The 18,673-nt window shown below is 71.3% G+C and carries 13 protein-coding genes; 7 read left to right on the plus strand and 6 right to left on the minus strand.

Annotated features, from left to right (window positions below):
* Positions 1–2 precede the first annotated feature (2 nt).
* The 6 genes from JK364_RS42540 to JK364_RS42565 form a co-directional block, all read right to left on the minus strand.
* Positions 3–1,442, minus strand: coding sequence for a BNR repeat-containing protein (locus JK364_RS42540; RefSeq protein ID WP_201856801.1), 1,440 nt, complete (start codon positions 1,440–1,442; stop codon positions 3–5).
* 230 nt (positions 1,443–1,672) lie between these two features.
* The gene (locus JK364_RS42545; RefSeq protein ID WP_201856802.1) at positions 1,673–1,993 is read right to left on the minus strand and encodes an L-rhamnose mutarotase; all 321 of its coding nucleotides are present in this window, start codon (positions 1,991–1,993) and stop codon (positions 1,673–1,675) included.
* Between the two features lie 15 nt (positions 1,994–2,008).
* Positions 2,009–3,091, minus strand: coding sequence for a rhamnose ABC transporter substrate-binding protein (rhaS, locus tag JK364_RS42550; RefSeq protein WP_201856803.1), 1,083 nt, complete (start codon positions 3,089–3,091; stop codon positions 2,009–2,011).
* Between the two features lie 29 nt (positions 3,092–3,120).
* Positions 3,121–4,092 (minus strand): ABC transporter permease, encoded by a 972-nt coding sequence (locus JK364_RS42555; RefSeq protein ID WP_201856804.1) that lies wholly within the window; start codon positions 4,090–4,092, stop codon positions 3,121–3,123.
* Complete coding sequence (locus JK364_RS42560; RefSeq protein ID WP_201856805.1) at positions 4,089–5,141, minus strand: ABC transporter permease; 1,053 nt, start codon at positions 5,139–5,141, stop codon at positions 4,089–4,091. The genes JK364_RS42555 and JK364_RS42560 overlap by 4 nt, the downstream gene beginning before the upstream one ends.
* Positions 5,138–6,943, minus strand: coding sequence for a sugar ABC transporter ATP-binding protein (locus JK364_RS42565; RefSeq protein ID WP_443732273.1), 1,806 nt, complete (start codon positions 6,941–6,943; stop codon positions 5,138–5,140). Before JK364_RS42565 ends, JK364_RS42560 begins: the two co-directional genes overlap by 4 nt.
* 243 nt (positions 6,944–7,186) lie before the next feature.
* Here JK364_RS42565 and JK364_RS42570 point away from each other — a divergent pair, with 243 nt between their 5' ends.
* The 7 genes from JK364_RS42570 to JK364_RS42600 all read left to right on the plus strand — a co-directional run bounded on the left by JK364_RS42570 (position 7,187) and on the right by JK364_RS42600 (position 18,496).
* The gene (locus tag JK364_RS42570; protein ID WP_201856806.1) at positions 7,187–10,423 is read left to right on the plus strand and encodes an alpha-L-rhamnosidase; all 3,237 of its coding nucleotides are present in this window, start codon (positions 7,187–7,189) and stop codon (positions 10,421–10,423) included.
* A 30-nt stretch (positions 10,424–10,453) separates the two neighbouring features.
* Positions 10,454–11,614 carry an L-rhamnose isomerase gene (gene rhaI, locus JK364_RS42575; RefSeq protein WP_201856807.1) on the plus strand — a complete coding sequence of 387 codons (1,161 nt, stop codon included), beginning with the start codon at positions 10,454–10,456 and terminating at the stop codon, positions 11,612–11,614.
* A 149-nt stretch (positions 11,615–11,763) separates the two neighbouring features.
* Positions 11,764–13,803 (plus strand): bifunctional aldolase/short-chain dehydrogenase, encoded by a 2,040-nt coding sequence (locus JK364_RS42580; RefSeq protein WP_201856808.1) that lies wholly within the window; start codon positions 11,764–11,766, stop codon positions 13,801–13,803.
* A gap of 85 nt (positions 13,804–13,888) precedes the next feature.
* Entirely contained in the window at positions 13,889–15,451 is a 1,563-nt protein-coding gene (locus tag JK364_RS42585) for a rhamnulokinase (protein WP_201856809.1), read from the plus strand.
* Positions 15,442–16,194: a (Fe-S)-binding protein gene (locus JK364_RS42590; protein ID WP_201856810.1), complete on the plus strand. Its 753-nt coding sequence runs from the start codon at positions 15,442–15,444 to the stop codon at positions 16,192–16,194. Before JK364_RS42585 ends, JK364_RS42590 begins: the two co-directional genes overlap by 10 nt.
* Positions 16,195–16,223: 29 nt before the next feature.
* Positions 16,224–17,708, plus strand: a complete 1,485-nt coding sequence (locus JK364_RS42595; RefSeq protein ID WP_201856869.1) for a lactate utilization protein B — start codon at positions 16,224–16,226, stop codon at positions 17,706–17,708.
* 137 nt (positions 17,709–17,845) lie between these two features.
* Entirely contained in the window at positions 17,846–18,496 is a 651-nt protein-coding gene (locus JK364_RS42600; protein WP_230993355.1) for a LutC/YkgG family protein, read from the plus strand.
* Positions 18,497–18,673: the final 177 nt, after the last annotated feature.

Consider the following 18,673-nt stretch of genomic DNA (forward strand, 5'->3'; position numbering starts at 1 on the left):
CGTCAGGAGGGGAGGGTGAAGTCGACGACGCGGAGGGCGGAGGGTGTGGTGCCGCTGGACTTCCGCTGGTACATGAACGACAGCACACCGTCCTGGGCGAGCCGGGTGTCGTCCACGACGACCTCGCCGAAGGCGTTCAGCCCGCTGCCGTCGTAGAGGGTCTTCCAGTCCGTCCAGCCCGAGGACTTGGACGCGGCCACGATGCGGCCGTACGGCATCACGGCGTAGGCGTTGTCGTAAGCGTCGAAGACGAGGTGGCTGCGTTGGGTGGAGCCGGGGGCAACCGGGATCTCGGTCTTCTTCCAGGTGCCCGCCGTGTCCTTGAAGACGTGGAAGGTACGACCGTTCTTCGTCCGGTCGGCCACGTAGTCGGTGGTGCACTGCCCGAAGCGGCCGGGGACATAGCTGATCAGGGCGTGGGGCGCGCCGGCGGAGTCGGTGGCCTGGCTCTCCTGGTTCATCAGCGAGTGGTCCGGGTTGAGGGGGTCGACGACCGTTCCGGCGTCGCCGACCGCCACCGTGTCGGAGCCACCGGTGGTGCCGACAACGGCGCCCGCCGCGGTGCGCCAGGTGCGGCCCCGGTCGGAGCTGTAGACATAGCCGGTGTCGTGGTTGGTGAGACCGCCGCTCGCGCACATCACCGCGTTGCTCTGCTCGCGCCAGGTGTAGAAGGCCTGCAGCCGGCCGTCGGGCCCGTAGTCGATGCCGTGCAGATACATGTTGCGGGCGGCGCTGGAACCGTGCTCGCTGCTGTAGGTGCCGGTGGCGGAGGACCACTCGCCGAGGGCCCGCCACGTGGTGCCGTCGTACTCGGCGAGCGCGTTGCGGCCGTTGCCGGAGACGCCGACGCGGTAGCTGAGCTGAAGCCTGCCCTCGGGGGTGGCGATGAACTGCGGGTAGGTGAACTGGGAGGTGAGCGCGAGGCCGTCGAGGGTGGTCTGGACGGCGCCGAACTGGCCGGTGGCCCAGGGGTGTCCGGCGGGGTCGTCCACCAGCCCCGCCGCAGACTTCACGTAGAAGAAGCCGCTGCTGTGGGAGTCCATGTTCAGGTGCAGCCGGCCGTCGGTCCGCGAGATCCCCATGGAGATGACGTTGTGGGAGTCGTCGGCGGTGAGCCGGTGCGGCAGGGTGACGGTCTGCCAGCTCTGCTGGGTGAGGGCGCGGCGCCCGATGACCGCACTGCGGTCCGCGGTGTACCAGGCGGCGTACTGATAGCCCTTGTAGGTGAGCAGCCCGTTCTTCTGGAAGGCGTTGTTGTTGACCAGGCCGTCGTACGACACGAAGTAGATTGCCTTCGCGTCGAGTTGGGTGTCGGCGGCTTGGTGCACGGCCGGGCCGGGAGCGGCGACGGAACCCGCGCTTGTGCTCGTGTCCGCGCCCGCGCCCGGGGTTGCGGCGGCGAGCAGGGCGGTGGCCAGGACGGCGATGGCCAGTGGTCTCATGTCCGTTCCTTTCCTGGTGCGCTTGTGGGGGGGGAGCGAGTCTCTGTCCCCACCCCGCCCCTTCCCGAACCGTGGGCTCCGCCCCTGGACCCCGCGAATTCCGGGGGCGTCCCCGGCCCCGGGGCCAGGACGAGGCCGGAGCGCCCCGAAGGGGCGCGGGGAACTGCGCGACCAGCCACGACGGCGCCGCAGATGGCCGACGACGGACCGTGGCACCTTCAGCGGAGCGTTTACGCGAGGTGGAAGACCTCCGTCAGCGGCTGCATAGCCTCGTCCGGCCGCAGGCCGTCGCGCGCCTCGAAGAAGGGCGCCATCTCGGCCTGCCAGCGGGCATTGACCTCGGTGGCGGCCATCGCTGCACGGGCCGCCTCGAAGTCCTCGGTCTCCAGATATCCGACGAGCAGCCCGTCCTCGCGCAGGAAGAGCGAGTAGTTGTGCCAGCCGGTCTCCGAGAGCGCCGCCCGCATCTCGGGCCAGACGGCCGCGTGCCGCTCGCGGTACTCCTCGATCCGGTCCTGGCGGACCTTCAGCAGAAAACACACCCGCCGCATCGCCGACCGCCCGCCTCAGAAGTGGTACTTGTCGATGTTGGACTTCTCGAAGACGGTGGGCGGGCCGAGGATGACCTCGCCGTCCTTGCCGACCGTGTACTCGCCCAGCTTCCCGGCCTTGAACTTCTCCCCCTCGGCCCCGGTGATCTGCCCGGAGGCGAGCGCGGCCGCGGCGTACGAACCGAGGTAGCCGAGCTTCTTGGGGTCCCAGAGCGCGAACTGCTCGACGGTGCCGTCCTTGACGTACTTGCGCATCTGGTTGGGCGTGCCGAGGCCGTTGAGGACCACCTTGCCCTCGTACGAGGAGCCGCTGATGTAGCGGGCGGCCGCGGCGATGCCGACCGTGGTGGGCGCGATGATGCCCTTGAGCTTGGGGTACGCCTTGAGCAGGCCCTGGGTCTCCTGGAAGGACTTCTGGTCGTCGTCGTCCCCGTACACCGTCTTGACCAGCTTCATGTTCTTGTAGGCGGGCTTGCTCAGCTCGTCCTTCATGAAGCGGATCCAGGTGTTCTGGTTGGTGGCGTTCTGGGTGGCGGAGAGGATCGCGATCTGGCCCTTGTAGTCGAGCTGTTTGGCGAGGTGCTGGACCTGGCTGCGGCCGATCTCCTCGGAGCTGGCCTGGTTGATGAAGAGCTGACGGCAGGCCGGGGCGGTGTCGGAGTCGTACGCCACCACCTTGATGTCCTTCTTCATGGCCTGTTTGAGCGGGCCGCACACCGCGTTGGGGTCGTTGGCCGCGATCAGGATGGCGTCCTGGCGCTGCTGGACCAGGGTGTTGATGTACGACACCTGGGAGGAGGCGCTGGCGTCGGACGGGCCGACCTCCTTGCCCTTGCCGCCGAACTCCCCGGCGGCCGTGATCCCCGCCTCGTCGATGATCCTCTCGTAGGGGTTGTTGATCTGCTTGGGCAGGAAGGCCAGTTTGAGGCCCTTCTTCAGGGGGGCGCCGGGGTCGGCCTTGGCATCGCTCTTGGCGGCGCCGCCGTTGTCGTTGTCGTTCTTGGTGGTGCCGCCGCAGCCGGCCAGGGCCACGGCCAGGGCACAGACCGCGGCGGCGGTGGCGGCGGCGCGGCGGCGCGCGGTGGAGCGCTGGTTCATGAGGAGACCTTTCGCGGTGCGTGGGTGGCTCAGCTGGTCGAGGCGGCGGCGCGCCGGTGACGCCAGGCGCCCACGGTGGTGATCAGACGGGGGGTGAGGACGGAGGCCACCAGCAGCAGCCCGGTGACGATCACCTGGACCTCGTTGGCCACGTCGTTGAGGGTCAGCAGGTTCTTCAGGACGCCGATGAGCAGCACCCCGGCGACGGCGCCGAACAGCGTGCCCTTGCCGCCGTCGAAGTCGACGCCGCCCAGCAGGACGGAGGCGATGACGAGCATTTCGAAGCCCTGGCCGTTGTCGGCCCGCGCGCTGCCGTACCGCAGGGTGAACACGACCCCCGCGAAGGCCGAGATCAGCCCGCTGACGACGAACAGCAGCAGCTTGACGCGTTTGACGCGGATGCCCGCGAAGTACGCGGCGTCCTCCTGGGCGCCGATGGCGAACAGCGACCTGCCGATGCCCGTGGCGTGCAGCACCACGGCGGCGATGGCGGCCAGCACGATGAACAGCGTCACCGGATAGGTGAGGAAGGTACCGGGCACGGTGGTGGTGTCCACGGCCCACTTGGCGTACGTCTCGGGGAAGTCGGTGATGGCGTTGGAGCCGAGCACCACCGAGGCCAGCCCCCGGTAGAGCGCGAGCGTCCCGATGGTGACGGCCAGCGAGGGCAGCCCGACCCGGGTGACCAGCCAGCCGTTGAGCAGCCCGCCGGCCACCCCGACCAGCAGCACGATCGGCACGATGGTCTCGAACGCCCAGCCCGCGTCCCACAGTTGGCCGGTGAGCGCGCTGGACAGGCCGAGCATCGAGGCCACCGACAGATCCACCTGCCCGGCCACCACCAGCAGTGTCATCGGCAGCGCCATCAGCGCCACCTCGGCGATGTCGTTGAAGGCGAAGGCGAGGTTGTCGCGGCCGGCGAAGCCGTCCGTGGTGCCGAGGCCGGTGAGGAAGACGGCCACCAGCAGCACCCCGACGGCGGTGTCCCACCTGAGCTTCATCGCGCGCTCCTCTTCCTCAGCGCGCGGGTCATGCGCACCCGTACGATCCGGTCCACGCTGATGGCCGCCAGCAGCAGCGCACCGGCGATGGCGTCCTGCCAGAAGGAGTCGACCTTCAGCACGGCCAGGGCGCTGCCGATGGTGGTGAGCAGCAGCGCGCCCAGCGCCGCGCCCCACACCGTGCCGGTGCCGCCGACGATGGCGACGCCACCGACCACCACCGCGCTGACCACGGTGAGTTCCCAGCCGTGGGCGTTGTCGGCGACGACGGTGCCGAAGCGTGCCAGCCACAGCGCGCCCGCGAAGCCCGAGACGGCGCCGGAGAACAGATACGCGGCCAGCACCCGCCGCCGGATCGGCACCCCGGCCAGCCGGGCGGCCTCCGGGCTGGAGCCGATGGCGTACAGCTCACGGCCACCGCGGTAGGTGCGCAGGACGTACGCGGTCCCGGCGAGCACCACGAAGGCGATCAGCGGGAGATACGGGATGCCCAGCACGCTGCCGCTGCCGAGGTCCAGCACGGACTCCGGCACATCGGCGGCGTTGATCTGCTCGCCTTGCGCCCACCAGTAGTCGACGCCCTGGATGATGTAGAGCATTCCGAGGGTCACCACCAGCGCGGGCACCCGTCCGAAGCTCACCAGCGCACCGCTGACGATGCCGCAGCCCGCGCCGACGAGGAGGCCGAGGGCCAGGACCGTCAGCGGCCCGTGGTCGGTGCCGGAGACGAACTTCCCGCAGGCGAAGGCGGACAGGCCCACCACGGAGCCGATGGACAGATCGATGTTGCGGGTGATGACCACGACCGACTGCCCGACCGCGAGCAGCACCAGGATGGCGGCGTTGAGCAGCAGGTCCTTGATGCCCTGGTCGTCGAGGAAGCGCGGTTCGGCGATCCAGGTGAACAGCACCAGCAGCACGAGGGCCCCGGCGATGCTGATCTCCCGCGCGCGGAAGACGGCGTCGACGAGCGAGCGCGCCGAGCGTGCCGAGCGCGCCGTCTCCGGCGCGGTGGCGGGTTTGTCGGGTTTCTCGATGGTCACGCTCACGTGCGGGTCCCTTCTGCGGTGGCGCCGTCGGCGCCGGTGGGCCCGGTGGCGTGGGGGTGCCCGCTCGCGCCGGTGGCGCCGGTGGCGCCGGTGCGCCTGCTCGCGCCCGTGTCACCGGTGGCGCCGGTGGGCCCGCTCGCGCCCGTGTCACCGGTGGCGTCGGTGCGCCCGGTCGCGGCGGTGGCGCCTGTGTGCCCGCTCGCGCCGGTGGCATCGGTGGGCCCGGTCGCGGCGGCCTCGCCGGGGAGCGCGGTCGCGGCGGCCTCACCGGCGGCACCGGCGCCTTCGGCGCCACCCGTGAGCCCGGTCGCGGCGGCCATCACGGACTCCTCGGTGGCCTCGGCGCGCGGGATCTCGGCCACCAGCCGGCCCTCGTGCATCACCAGGACCCGGTCGGCCATGCCCAGCACCTCGGGCAGATCGGAGGAGATCATCAGCACCGCGAGCCCGTCGGCGGCCAGCGACGACAGCAGCCGGTGCACCTCGGCCTTGGTGCCGACGTCGATCCCTCGCGTGGGCTCGTCCACGATGAGCACCGTGGGCTCGGTCGCCAGCCACTTGGCGAGCACGACCTTCTGCTGATTGCCGCCGGAGAGCACCCCGACGTGGTCGGCGAGGCTGCCGTACTTCAGCTGGAGCCGAACCGCCCAGTCGGCGGCGCGGCCGCGCTCCAGCGCCCGTTTCACCAGCCCGGCGCGGCCCAGCCGGTCCAGACCGGTCAGCCCGATGTTCCGCTCGATGGACATCTCCATCACCAGCCCCCGCTGGCGCCGGTCCTCGGGGACGAGGGCGAGCCCGGCGTCCATGGCGGCGGTTGGCGAACCGGGCCGCAGCACCGCCCCGTCGACCCGCACCTCGCCCGCGTCCGCCCGGTCCACGCCGAAGACGGCCTGGGCGACCTCGGTGCGCCCGGCGCCGACCAGCCCGGCGAGCGCGACGATCTCACCGCGCCGCACCTCGAAGGAGACGTCCCGGAAGACGCCCTCTCGGGTCAGCCGACGCACCGACAGCGCGGTCTCGCCGACCCGGCTGTCCTGCTTGGGGTAGAGCTCGGCCAGGTCCCGGCCGACCATGCGGCGGACCAGGGCGTCCTGGGTGAGGTCGGCCAGCGGTTCGGAGGCCACCCACCGGCCGTCCCGCAGGGTGGTGACCCGCTGGCAGAGTTCGAAGATCTCCTCCAGGCGGTGGGAGATGAACAGCACGGCGGCGCCCTCGGCGCGCAGCGTCTCGACGACCGAGAAGAGCCGGGCGGTCTCGCTCCCGGTGAGCGCCGCCGTCGGCTCGTCCATGATCAGCACCCGGGCGTCGAAGGAGAGCGCCTTGGCGATCTCGACGATCTGCTGGTCGGCGATGGACAGACCCCTGGCGGGCCGGTCCGGGTCGAGTTCGACGCCGAGCCGCGCCATCAGGGCGGCGGTGGAGGTCCGTACGGCCTTGTGGTCGATCCGGCCGAGGGCCCGGCGGGGCTGACGGCCCATGAAGATGTTCTCGGCGATGGACAGATCGGGGAAGAGTGTCGGCTCCTGGTAGATGACGGCGGTGCCGACGTCGCGGGCGTCGGCGGGGCCGTGGAAGACCACCGGCGCGCCGTCCAGCAGCACCCGGCCGGAGTCGGGCCGGTGCACCCCGGCGAGGATCTTGATGAGCGTCGACTTGCCCGCCCCGTTCTCACCGGCCAGGGCATGGGCCTCACCGGCGAAGAGCTCGAGCGAGACGTCCCGGAGGGCCCGTACGGCGCCGAAGGATTTGTTCACCCCCTCGAGGGCGAGGACCGGCACACCGGTCGAAGCAGGCTGGCTCACGGAGTCTCCTGACGCGTACGCAGGGGCAATAAATGAAATGTTTCAATGCCGGATTCCGGGAAGCTAGCGGCGCCCTATGCGGCCGTCAAGGGGGTGTGCACGGGATATACCCACATCGTTTCCACCCCCTTGACGCACCCCGAGCCCCGGCCCTACGGTCCAGGCGCCTTGGATTGAATCGTTTTCATCGATCGTTTTCATCGATCGTTTTCATCCAGCCGTCCCTGGCCCTGGAGGAAGCTCGTGATCAGCAGACGCCACCTGCTCGCCACCACCGCTGCCACCGGTACGGCCCTCACGGGTCTGCCCGCCCTCACCCCGTCCGCCGCCGCCGAGGACCGCCCCGGCGCGGGGCTGCGGGTCCGGAGCACCACGGTGGAGTACGCGCCCCATCCGCTCGGCCTCGACACCGCCCGCCCCCGGCTGAGCTGGATCCTCGACTCGGACGCCCGCGACCAGCTCCAGAGCGCGTACCACATCCGGGTCGCCACCTCCCCCGACCGGCTCGGCGAGCCGGACGTCTGGGACAGCGGCAGGACGACATCGCGCCAGTCGGTCCTGGTCCCCTACGACGGACCGGCCCTGCGCCCGCGCACCCGCTACCACTGGTCGGTGCGGGTCTGGGACGGCCACGGCCACCCCTCCCCCTGGTCCGCCCCCGCCTGGTGGGAGACCGGGCTGCTGAACTCCGGTCAGTGGCAGGCCCGTTGGATCGCCGCGCCCGCCGCGCTGACCTCGCCCCCGTCCCTGGAGGGCGCCTCCTGGATCTGGTTCCCCGAGGGGGATCCGGCCACCGAGGCCCCGGCGGCCACCCGGTGGTTCCGTACCTCCGTCCACGCCCCGGGCACCGTCCGCCGCGCCCGGCTGGTGGTGGCGGCCGACGACGGCTTCACCGCCCATGTGAACGGCACCGAGGTCGCCGCCCGCGAGGCGGTGGGCGCCCTCAAAACATGGAGCCATCCGGTCACCGTCGACGTCACCGAGTTCCTCGACCGGGGCGCCGCCACCCTCGCCATCGCGGCCACCAACGCCGAGAAGGGCCCGGCGGGGCTGCTCGCCACCCTGGAGCTCACCACCGAGGACGGCACCACCCACCACCACACGGACGCCACCTGGCACACCACCGCCGCCGAACCCCCCGCCACCTGGACGGACCCGGACTACGACGACGGCGGCTGGGCCACCGCCAAGCAGCTGGCAGCCTGGGGCAGCGGCCCCTGGGGCAAAGTGCTCCCCCTCCAGTCCCCCGCCCAGCTGCGCCGCGCCTTCCGGCTCACCAAGCCCGTGGCGCGTGCCCGGCTCTACTCCACCGCCCTGGGCCTCTACGAAGCCCACCTCAACGGTGTCCGCGTCGGCCGCGACCAGCTGGCACCCGGCTGGACCGACTACCGCAAGCGCGTGGCGTACCAGACCTACGACGTCACCGACGCCCTCCGCCGCGGGACGAACGCCCTCGGGGTGACCCTCGCACCCGGCTGGTACGCCGGGAACATCGCCTGGTTCGGCCAGACCCAGTACGGCGACCACGCCGCCCTGCTCGCCCAGCTGGAGGTCACGTACACCGACGGCAGCACCGAGCGCATCACCACCGACCAGCAGTGGCGCGCGGCCACCGGCCCGCTGCTGACCGCCGATCTGCTGATGGGCGAGGAGTACGACGCCCGCGCGGAGACCCCCGGCTGGACCTCACCGGGCTTCGACGACACCGGCTGGCGCCCCACCGTCACGGCCTCGGACATCACGGCCGAGGTGGTGGCCCAGACCGATGTCCCGACCCGGGTGGAACGCGAGATCAAACCGGTCAAGGTCACCGAACCCGCCCCCGGTGTCCACCTCTTCGACCTGGGCCAGAACATGGTCGGCAGTGTCCGTCTCACGGTCTCCGGCCCGGCCGGCCACAAGGTCCGGATCCGCCACGCCGAGGTTCTCAACCCGGACGGCACCGCCTACACGGCCAATCTGCGCACCGCCCGCCCCGTCGACACCTACACCCTCAAGGGCGGCGGCCGGGAGACCTACGAGCCGCGCTTCACCTTCCACGGCTTCCGCTACGTCGAGGTCACGGGCTACCCCGGAAAGCCATCACTCGACGCGATCACCGGCCGGGTGATGCACACCGCCGCCCCGTTCACCCTGTCGTTCCACACCGACTCGGCGATGCTCAACCAGCTGCACTCCAACATCACGTGGGGGCTGCGCGGCAACTTCCTGTCCATCCCCACCGACACCCCGGCGCGGGACGAACGGCTCGGCTGGACCGGCGACATCAACGTGTTCTCCAGCACCGCCGCGTACACCATGGAGTCCGCCCGCTTCCTCACCAAGTGGCTCCAGGACCTGCGCGACGGCCAGACCGACGAGGGCTCCTTCCCCGATGTGGCACCCCACCTCGGCGACGTCGGCAACGGCGTGGCGGGCTGGGGCGACGCCGGGGTGACCGTGCCCTGGAACCTCTACCAGGCGTACGGCGACACCCGGGTGCTGCGCGAGAACTGGCCGGCCATGCGGCGCTGGATCACCTACCTGGAAGAGCACAGCACCGATCTGCTGCGGCCCGCCGAGGGCTACGGCGACTGGCTCAGCGTCGAGGCGGACACCCCCAAGGACGTCATCGCCACCGCCTACTTCGCCCACGCCACCGACCTCGTCGCCCGCACCGCACACGTCCTGGGCGAGGACCCGGCCCCGTACGAGGACCTCCTGACCCGCGTCAAGGCGGCCTTCAACCGCGCGTACGTCTCCGCCGACGGCAGGATCAAGGGCGACACCCAGACCGCGTACGTCCTGGCGCTCTCCATGGGCCTGCTCCCCGCCGGTCTCCGCACATCCGCGGCCGATCGCCTCGTCGCCCTCATCAAGGACCGCGACTGGCATCTGTCCACCGGTTTCCTCGGCACCCCGCGGCTGCTTCCGACCCTCACCGAGGCCGGTCACACGGACGTCGCCTACCGCCTGCTCCACCAGCGCACATTCCCCTCGTGGGGCTACCAGATCGACCGGGGCGCGACCACGATGTGGGAGCGCTGGGACTCGATCAAGCCGGACGGGAGCTTCCAGGACGTCGGGATGAACTCGTTCAACCACTACGCCTACGGCTCGGTCGGCGAGTGGATGTACCAGAACATCACCGGGATCGCCCCGGCCGCCCCCGGCTTCCGCGAGTTCCTCATCCGGCCGCGCCCCGGCGGCGAGGTGCGCTCCGCCGAGGGCCGCTACGACTCCCTCTACGGCCCGGTCACCACCCGCTGGTCGCAGGGCGGGGAAAACGACGGGGACAACGGCGGGGACAACGGCGGGGACTTCACCCTCACGGTGTCCATCCCCGTCAACACCACGGCCCAGATCTGGGTCCCGGCACGCCGCGCGGCGGACGTGACCGCTCGCGGCGCCCGCCCGCAGCGCATGGCGGACGGCTGCGCGGTGTTCGCCGTGGGGTCGGGGACCCACCACTTCTTGACGCGTGGCCGACCGCGCGGCTAGGTTTCTTGAATCGTTTCATGAAGGAGATTCATGTCTGACGTTCCAGCCGTGAAGGCGGCCCTCAAGAGCCAGGCGGTCGAGACGCCGTCATGGGCGTACGGCAACTCCGGAACCCGCTTCAAGGTCTTCGCCCAGCCCGGCGTCCCACGCTCCCCCCAGGAGAAGCTGGACGACGCCGCCCAGGTGCACGCCTTCACCGGGGTCGCGCCCACGGTCGCCCTGCACATCCCCTGGGACACGGTCGAGGACTACGGGGCGCTCGCCAAGTACGCGGAGGAACGCGGCCTGAAGCTGGGCGCCATCAACTCCAACGTCTTCCAGGACGACGACTACAAGCTGGGCTCGGTCACCCACCCCGACCCGGCGGTCCGCCGCAAGGCGCTGGGCCACCTCCTGGAGTGCGTCGACATCATGGACGCCACGGGCTCCCGCGACCTCAAGCTCTGGTTCTCCGACGGCACCAACTACCCCGGCCAGGACGACATCGCGGCCCGCCAGGACCGCCTCGCCGAGGCGCTGAGCGCGGTCTACGAGCGGCTCGGCGAGGGCCGGCGGATGCTGCTGGAGTACAAGTTCTTCGAGCCCGCCTTCTACACCACGGACGTCCCGGACTGGGGCACCGCCTACGCCCACTGCCTCAAGCTGGGCCCCAAGGCCCAGGTCTGCGTGGACACCGGCCACCACGCGCCCGGCACCAACATCGAGTTCATCGTCGCCCTCCTGCTGCGCGAGAAGAAGCTCGGCGCCTTCGACTTCAACTCCCGCTTCTACGCGGACGACGACCTGATGGTCGGCGCCGCCGACCCCTTCCAGCTCTTCCGGATCATGTACGAGGTGGTCCGGGGCGGCGGGCTGACCTCGGGGGTCGCCTTCATGCTCGACCAGTGCCACAACATCGAGCCCAAGATCCCGGCGATCATCCGCTCGGTGATGAACGTCCAGGAGGCCACGGCCAAGGCCCTCCTGGTCGACCGCGACGCCCTCGCCGCGACCCAGCGCGAGGGCGACGTGCTCGGCGCCAACGCGGTCCTGATGGACGCGTACAACACCGACGTACGGCCGCTACTGGCCGAGGTCCGCGAGGAGCTGGGCATCGACCCGGACCCGATGGCGGCGTACCGGGCCTCGGGGTGGGCGGAGCGGATCGTGGCGGAGCGGGTGGGTGGGCAGCAGGCGGGGTGGGGGGCGTAGCGCCTGCGGCGGGGCTGCCCCCACCCCGCCCCTTCCCGAATCCGGGGGCAAGCCCCCGGACCCCCGGAACCCGGGGCCGCGCCCCGGACCCCCTGGGCGCCGTCACCGAAACTCGCTGAGACCGGTCCACACACAGAGGACGACACGTCATGACCGCAGAACCGCATCCCAAGGCGGGCGCGCTCCTGGAGCGCTCGCATCGCCTCGGTGCCGACCCCCGCAATACCAACTACGCGGGGGGAAACACCTCCGCCAAGGGCACCGCGACCGATCCCGTCACGGGCCAGGACGTCGAGCTGATGTGGGTCAAGGGCTCCGGTGGCGATCTGGGCACGCTCACCCACGCCGGGCTCGCCGCGCTCCGGCTGGACCGGCTGCGCGCGCTCACCGGTGTCTACCCCGGGGTGGACCGCGAGGACGAGATGGTCGCCGCGTTCGACTACTGCCTGCATGGCAAGGGCGGAGCCGCGCCGTCCATCGACACCGCCATGCACGGTCTGGTGGACGCCGCCCACGTCGACCACCTCCACCCCGACTCCGGTATCGCCCTCGCCTGCGCGGCCGACGGCGAGGCGCTCACCAAGGAGTGTTTCGGCAACCAGGTCGTCTGGGTGCCCTGGCGCCGCCCCGGCTTCCAGCTGGGCCTGGACATAGCCGCCATCAAGAAGGCCAATCCGCAGGCCATCGGCTGCGTCCTCGGCGGCCACGGCATCACCGCCTGGGGCGACACCTCCGAGGCGTGCGAGGCGAACTCGCTCCGCATCATCCGCACCGCCGAACGGTTCCTCGCCGAACGCGGCAAGGCGGACCCGTTCGGCCCCGCCGTCCACCCCGCCCTCCCCGAGCCCGAACGCCGTGCCCGTGCGGCCGCCCTCGCCCCGGTGATCCGCGGCCTGGCCTCCACGGACCGCCCCCAGGTGGGCCACTTCACGGACAGCGACACCGTCCTGGACTTCGTCTCCCGCGCCGGACACCCCCGCCTGGCGGCCCTCGGCACCTCCTGCCCGGACCACTTCCTCCGTACGAAGGTCCGCCCGCTGGTCCTGGACCTCCCTCCGGACACACCTCTCGACACGACGATCGGCCGCCTCAAGGAACTCCACGCCGCGTACCGCACCGACTACGCGGCCTACTACGACCGCCACGCCACTCCCGACTCCCCGCCCATGCGCGGCGCGGATCCGGCGATCGTGCTGATCCCCGGAGTCGGGATGTTCAGCTACGGCAAGGACAAGCAAACGGCCCGTGTGGCGGGCGAGTTCTACGTCAACGCGATCAACGTCATGCGCGGCGCCGAAGCGGTTTCCACCTACTCCCCCATCGAGGAGTCGGAGAAGTTCCGCATCGAGTACTGGGCGCTCGAAGAGGCCAAGCTCCAGCGCATGCCCAAGCCGAAGCCCCTCGCGACCCGCATCGCCCTGGTGACCGGCGCGGGCTCGGGCATCGGCAGGGCGATCGCCCACCGCCTCGTGGCCGAGGGCGCATGCGTCGTGGTCGCGGACATCAACGCGGAATCGGCGCAAGCCGTAGCGCAGGAGCTCGGCGGCCCGGACAAGGCCACGGCCGTCACCGTCGACATCACCTCGGAAGAGGAGATCAAGGCGGCGTTCGATCAGGCGGCGCTGGACTTCGGCGGCGTGGACATCCTCATCAACAACGCCGGGATCAGCATCTCCAAGCCCCTCCTCGACACCACCACCGCCGACTGGGACCTCCAGCACAACATCATGGCGCGAGGCAGTTTCCTCGCCTCCCGCGAAGCCGCGAAGACCTTCATCGCCCAGAACATGGGCGGCGACATCGTGTACATCACGTCCAAGAACGCCGTGTTCGCGGGCCCGAACAACATCGCCTACTCCGCGACCAAGGCCGACCAGGCCCACCAAGTCCGCCTCCTGGCGGCGGAATTGGGCGAGCACGGCATCCGCGTCAACGGCGTGAACCCCGACGGCGTCGTCCAAGGCTCCGGCATCTTCGCGGGCGGCTGGGGTGCGCAGCGCGCGGCCGTGTACGGCGTCCCCAAGGAGAGGCTGGGCGAGTTCTACGCCCAACGCACCCTGCTCAAGCGCGAAGTGCTCCCCTCCCACGTGGCGAACGCCGTCTTCGCCCTCGTCGGCGGCGACCTGACCCACACCACGGGTCTCCACATCCCGGTCGACGCCGGCGTCGCGGCGGCGTTCCTGCGCTGATACGCGCGTGAGGGGGACGGGGTCGGAGGCCCCGTCCCCCGTCCGTACGAACCACAGCAACCACCCACGCACCCACGAGGTCCACGTGCCCACCAGAGAACACCGCTTCGCCGCCGTAGACCTCGGTGCGTCCAGCGGCCGCGTCATCGTCGGGGAGGTCGCCCCCGAACGGCTGACCCTCCACGAGGCGCACCGCTTCCCCAATGACCCGGTCCGCCTCCTCGGCACCCTGCACTGGGACATCCTGTCGCTGTACCAGGGCGTCCTGAACGGCCTCAAGGCAGCTGCCGTGCATACGGGCGACAGCCTGACCAGCATCGGCATCGACACCTGGGCCGTGGACTACGGTCTGCTCGCCGCCGACGGCACCCTGCTCGCCAACCCCGTCCACTACCGCGACACCCGCACCACCGGCGCCGCCGAAAGGGTCGCGGCCGCGCTCCCGCCCCAAGCCCTCTACGCCGCCACCGGCATCCAGCACCTCCCCTTCAACACCATCTACCAGCTCATCGCGGCGCAGGGCACCCCCGCCCGCAGCGCCGCCCACCGCCTCCTCCTCATCCCCGACCTCATCTCGTACTGGCTGACCGGCGAGCCCGGCACCGAACTGACCAACGCCTCCACCACCCAGCTGATCGACCCCCGCACCCGCGGCTGGGCCACCCCGGTGGCAGAGGCGCTGGGCATCGACCTGTCGCTCTTCCCTCCCCTGCGCCACCCGGGCGATCCGGCCGGGACCCTGCGCCAGGACGTTCTCGCCGAGACGGGCATAACCCACCCCCTCCCCGTGACCGCAGTCGGCTCGCACGACACCGCGTCCGCCGTGGTCGGCGTCCCGGCCACCACGCCCGACTTCGCGTACATCGCGACCGGCACCTGGTCCCTCGCCGGGCTCGAACTGGACGCGCCGGTGCTCACGGAGGAGAGCCGCGCGGCCAACTTCACGAATGAGCTGGGCGTGGACGGCACGGTCCGCTATCTGCGCAACATCATGGGCCTGTGGATGCTCCAGGAGTGCATCCGCACCTGGAACACCGGGAACACCGGGAACACCCGGACCGCCCAAGCCACCAGCACGGACCTCACCGCCCTGCTCCACGCCGCGGCCCGAGCCACCCCCCTCCGCTCGGTCGTGGACGCCGGCGACCCCGCCTTCATCGCCCCCCACCACATGCCCGACCGCATCGCCGACGCCTGCCGCCGCACGGGCCAGCCCGTCCCCCGCACCCCGGCCGAGACCACCCGCTGTGTCCTGGACTCCCTCGCCCTGGCCCACCGCCGCGCGATCGAGGACGCCACCCGGCTGTCCGGCCGTAGGGTCAGCGTGGTGCACATCGTCGGCGGCGGTGTGCACAACACGCTGTTGTGCCAGCTCACCGCCGACGCCTGCGGCCTCCCCGTGATCGCGGGCCCGGCCGAGGCGGCGGCCCTCGGAAACGTACTGGTCCAGGCCCGGACGGCCGGAGCGATCACCGGTGGCCTGCCAGAGTTGCGCGCCCTGCTTCACAGCACCCAGCCACTGAGGCAGTATGAGCCCACAGGTGATCATTCGGCGTGGGACCGGGCAGCCGCCCGGTTGCGGGACGCGCAGGTCACAGAGGCCGGAGCCGCCACCGGCCAGGGCGACGAGGAGGAACCGTGCGCGTAGCGCTCTTCATCACCTGCGTCAACGACACCCTCTATCCGCGCACCGGCCAAGCCGTGGTCACGCTGCTCGAGCGGCTCGGCGTGGAAGTCGGCTTCCCGGAGGCGCAGAGCTGCTGCGGCCAGCCGCAGTTCAACACCGGCTACCGCCATGAGACCGAACCGCTGTTGCGCCGCTACGCCACGGCGTTCCGCGACTACGAATACGTGGTGACCCCCTCGGGGTCATGCGCCGCGATGGTGCGGGACAACTACCCCCGGATGGGCGCCAAGGCCGCCGCCGAGGGACGCGGCCAGGAGCTCGCGGACGCGGCGGCCGAGACGGTCCCCAAGACGTACGAACTCACCGAATTCCTCACGGACATCCTGAAGGTCACCGATGTCGGCGCGTACTACCCGCACACCGTGACCTACCACCCCACCTGCCACGGCCTGCGGATGCTGAAGCTCGGCGACCGCCCGCGCTCGCTCCTCGCGGCTGTGAAGGGGCTGAGCCTGGTGGAGCTGCCGGGCGCCGAGGAGTGCTGCGGCTTCGGCGGTACGTTCGCCGTCAAGAACGCGGCCGTATCGGCGGCCATGGGGGCGGACAAGGCACGCAACATCACGGCGACCGGCGCCGAGGCGGTGTGCACCCTCGACAACTCCTGTCAGCTGCACATCGGCGGCACACTCGCCCGCCAGGGCTCCACCGTCCGCCCCGTCCATCTCGCCGAGATCCTGGCCAGCACGGAAGGAGACGTCTGGTGAGCGGAACCGACCAGGCCACCTACCTGGGGATGCCCGCCTTCCCGCAGGCGGCCGACGCCTCGACCCGGAACACCCAGCTGCGTGCCAACCTCCGGCACGCCACCCACACCATCCGCGCCAAGCGCGCCACGGCCGTGGCCGAACTGGACGACTGGTCGCGGCTGCGCGCCGCGGGCGCGGCCATCAAGGACCGTACGCTGCGCCATCTCGACCAGTATCTGGAGCAGCTGGAGAGCGCGGTCACGGCGGCCGGCGGCCAGGTCCACTGGGCGGCGGACGCGGACGAGGCGAACCGGATCGTCACCGAGCTGGTACGGGCCACGGGCGAGCGCGAGGTCGTCAAGGTCAAGTCGATGGCCACGCAGGAGATCGGCCTGAACGGCGCGCTCGCCACGGCCGGGATCACCGCGTACGAGACCGATCTCGCCGAGCTGATCGTGCAGCTCGGCGACGACCTCCCGTCGCACATCCTGGTCCCGGCGATCCACCGCAACCGGGGCGAGATCCGCGACATCTTCACGGAGAAGATGTCCCAGTGGGGCCGCCCGGCCCCGGAGGGGCTGACCGACGCGCCCGCCGACCTCGCCGAGGCCGCACGGCTCCACCTCCGCGAGAAGTTCCTGAACGCCAAGGTGGGGATCTCCGGCGCCAACTTCATGGTCGCGGAGACCGGCACGCTCGTGGTCGTGGAGTCCGAGGGCAACGGCCGGATGTGTCTGACCCTCCCCGAGACGCTGATCTCCGTCGTCGGCATCGAGAAGGTGGTGCCCACCTTCCAGGACCTGGAGGTCTTCCTCCAGCTCCTGCCGCGCTCCTCGACCGCCGAGCGGATGAACCCGTACACCTCCACCTGGACCGGCACCACGGACGCCGACGGCCCGCGCGCCTTCCACCTCGTCCTCCTCGACAACGGCCGCACCGACACCCTCGCGGACACCGTGGGACGGCAGGCGCTGCGCTGCATCCGCTGCTCGGCGTGTCTCAATGTGTGCCCGGTGTACGAGCGGGCGGGCGGCCATGCGTACGGATCGGCGTACCCGGGCCCGATCGGCGCGATCCTCACCCCCCAGCTGCGCGGCACCCAGAGCGAACTGGACGCCTCGCTCCCGTACGCCTCGTCCCTGTGCGGGGCGTGCTACGAGGTGTGCCCGGTCGCCATCGACATCCCGGAGATCCTGGTCCACCTGCGCGAGCGGGTGGTCGAGGGCGGCCCCGCCTCCGTCCGTGGCACCCGTACGGTCATCAAGCCCGCCAAGGGCCACGCCGCCGAGCGCGCCGCGATGCGGGCCGCCCGCTGGGCCCTGGACCACCCCCGGCTGCTGCGCACCGGCCAGCGGCTGGCCTCCCGCACCCGCCGCTTCCATCCGCGGCGGCTGCCCGGTCCGGGGCGGGCGTGGAGCGATACGCGGGAGCTGCCGAAGGTGCCGGAGGAGTCGTTCCGCGACTGGTGGCAACGCACCCGGGGCGGGAGCGGCACCGGGAGCGGCACGGAGGGAAGGAAGAACACCACATGACCCCGCGAGACCCCGGCTCCCAGAACCCCGGCGCGCACCACACCGGCCTCCAGAATCCCAGCGCGCACCACCCCGCCGCCCAGAACCCCGGCGCCCAGAACCCCGGCGCCCAGGGCCCGGACTCGCGCGCCCTGGTCATGGCCCGGATCCGCCGTGCCCTGGCCGATGTGCCGCGTGCCGAGACACCCGGCGAGGTGCCGGTCGAGCGCACCTACCACCGCGTCCACGGCGACCGCACCGCCGCCCGGACCGCGGACCTCCTCGCGGAGAACCTGGCCGACTACCGCGCGCTCGTCCACCGCGCCGACACCCCGTCGTCCCTCCCGGCCCTGATCGCCCGCCTCCTCGCCGACCGCGGCGCGACCAGCGTGGCCGTGCCCCCGGGCCTCCCCGACTCGTGGCTGTCCGCCGTCCCCGACGCGGTGCGCCGGGTTCCGGACACGGCGGAGCTGACCCCGCATGACCTGGACGCGGTCTCCAGCGTGGTGACGGGCTGTGCGGTGGCCATCGCCGAGACGGGCACCGTGGTCCTGGACGCCGCCCCCGACCAGGGCCGTCGTCGCATCACCCTGGTGCCCGACCACCACATCTGCGTGATCCGCGTCCCCGACCAGGTCGTGGACTCCGTCCCCGAGGCGCTCGAACGCCTCGACCCGGCCCGTCCGTTGACCTGGATCTCGGGCCCGTCCGCGACCAGTGACATCGAACTCGACCGCGTGGAAGGCGTCCACGGCCCCCGCACCCTCGAAGTGATCCTCGCCGGACCGGAATCCCCTGGTCAGAGCTGATGGAACGGCAGGGGAGCCCAGGAGGCATACCTCTGCCGTGCCGGGGCATATGCCATGGGGGCATAGAGGGGAACACCTGCGCGGGGGATGCGGCGTTCCTCACATACCGCCGGTAACACCGCTGTTGGGCGGTTTACGCCGATGCCATTGTCGGTAGGGGCCTCTACTCTTATGGTC

It is taken from the genome of Streptomyces endocoffeicus (assembly GCF_016741935.1).
Lineage (GTDB): Bacteria > Actinomycetota > Actinomycetes > Streptomycetales > Streptomycetaceae > Streptomyces > Streptomyces endocoffeicus.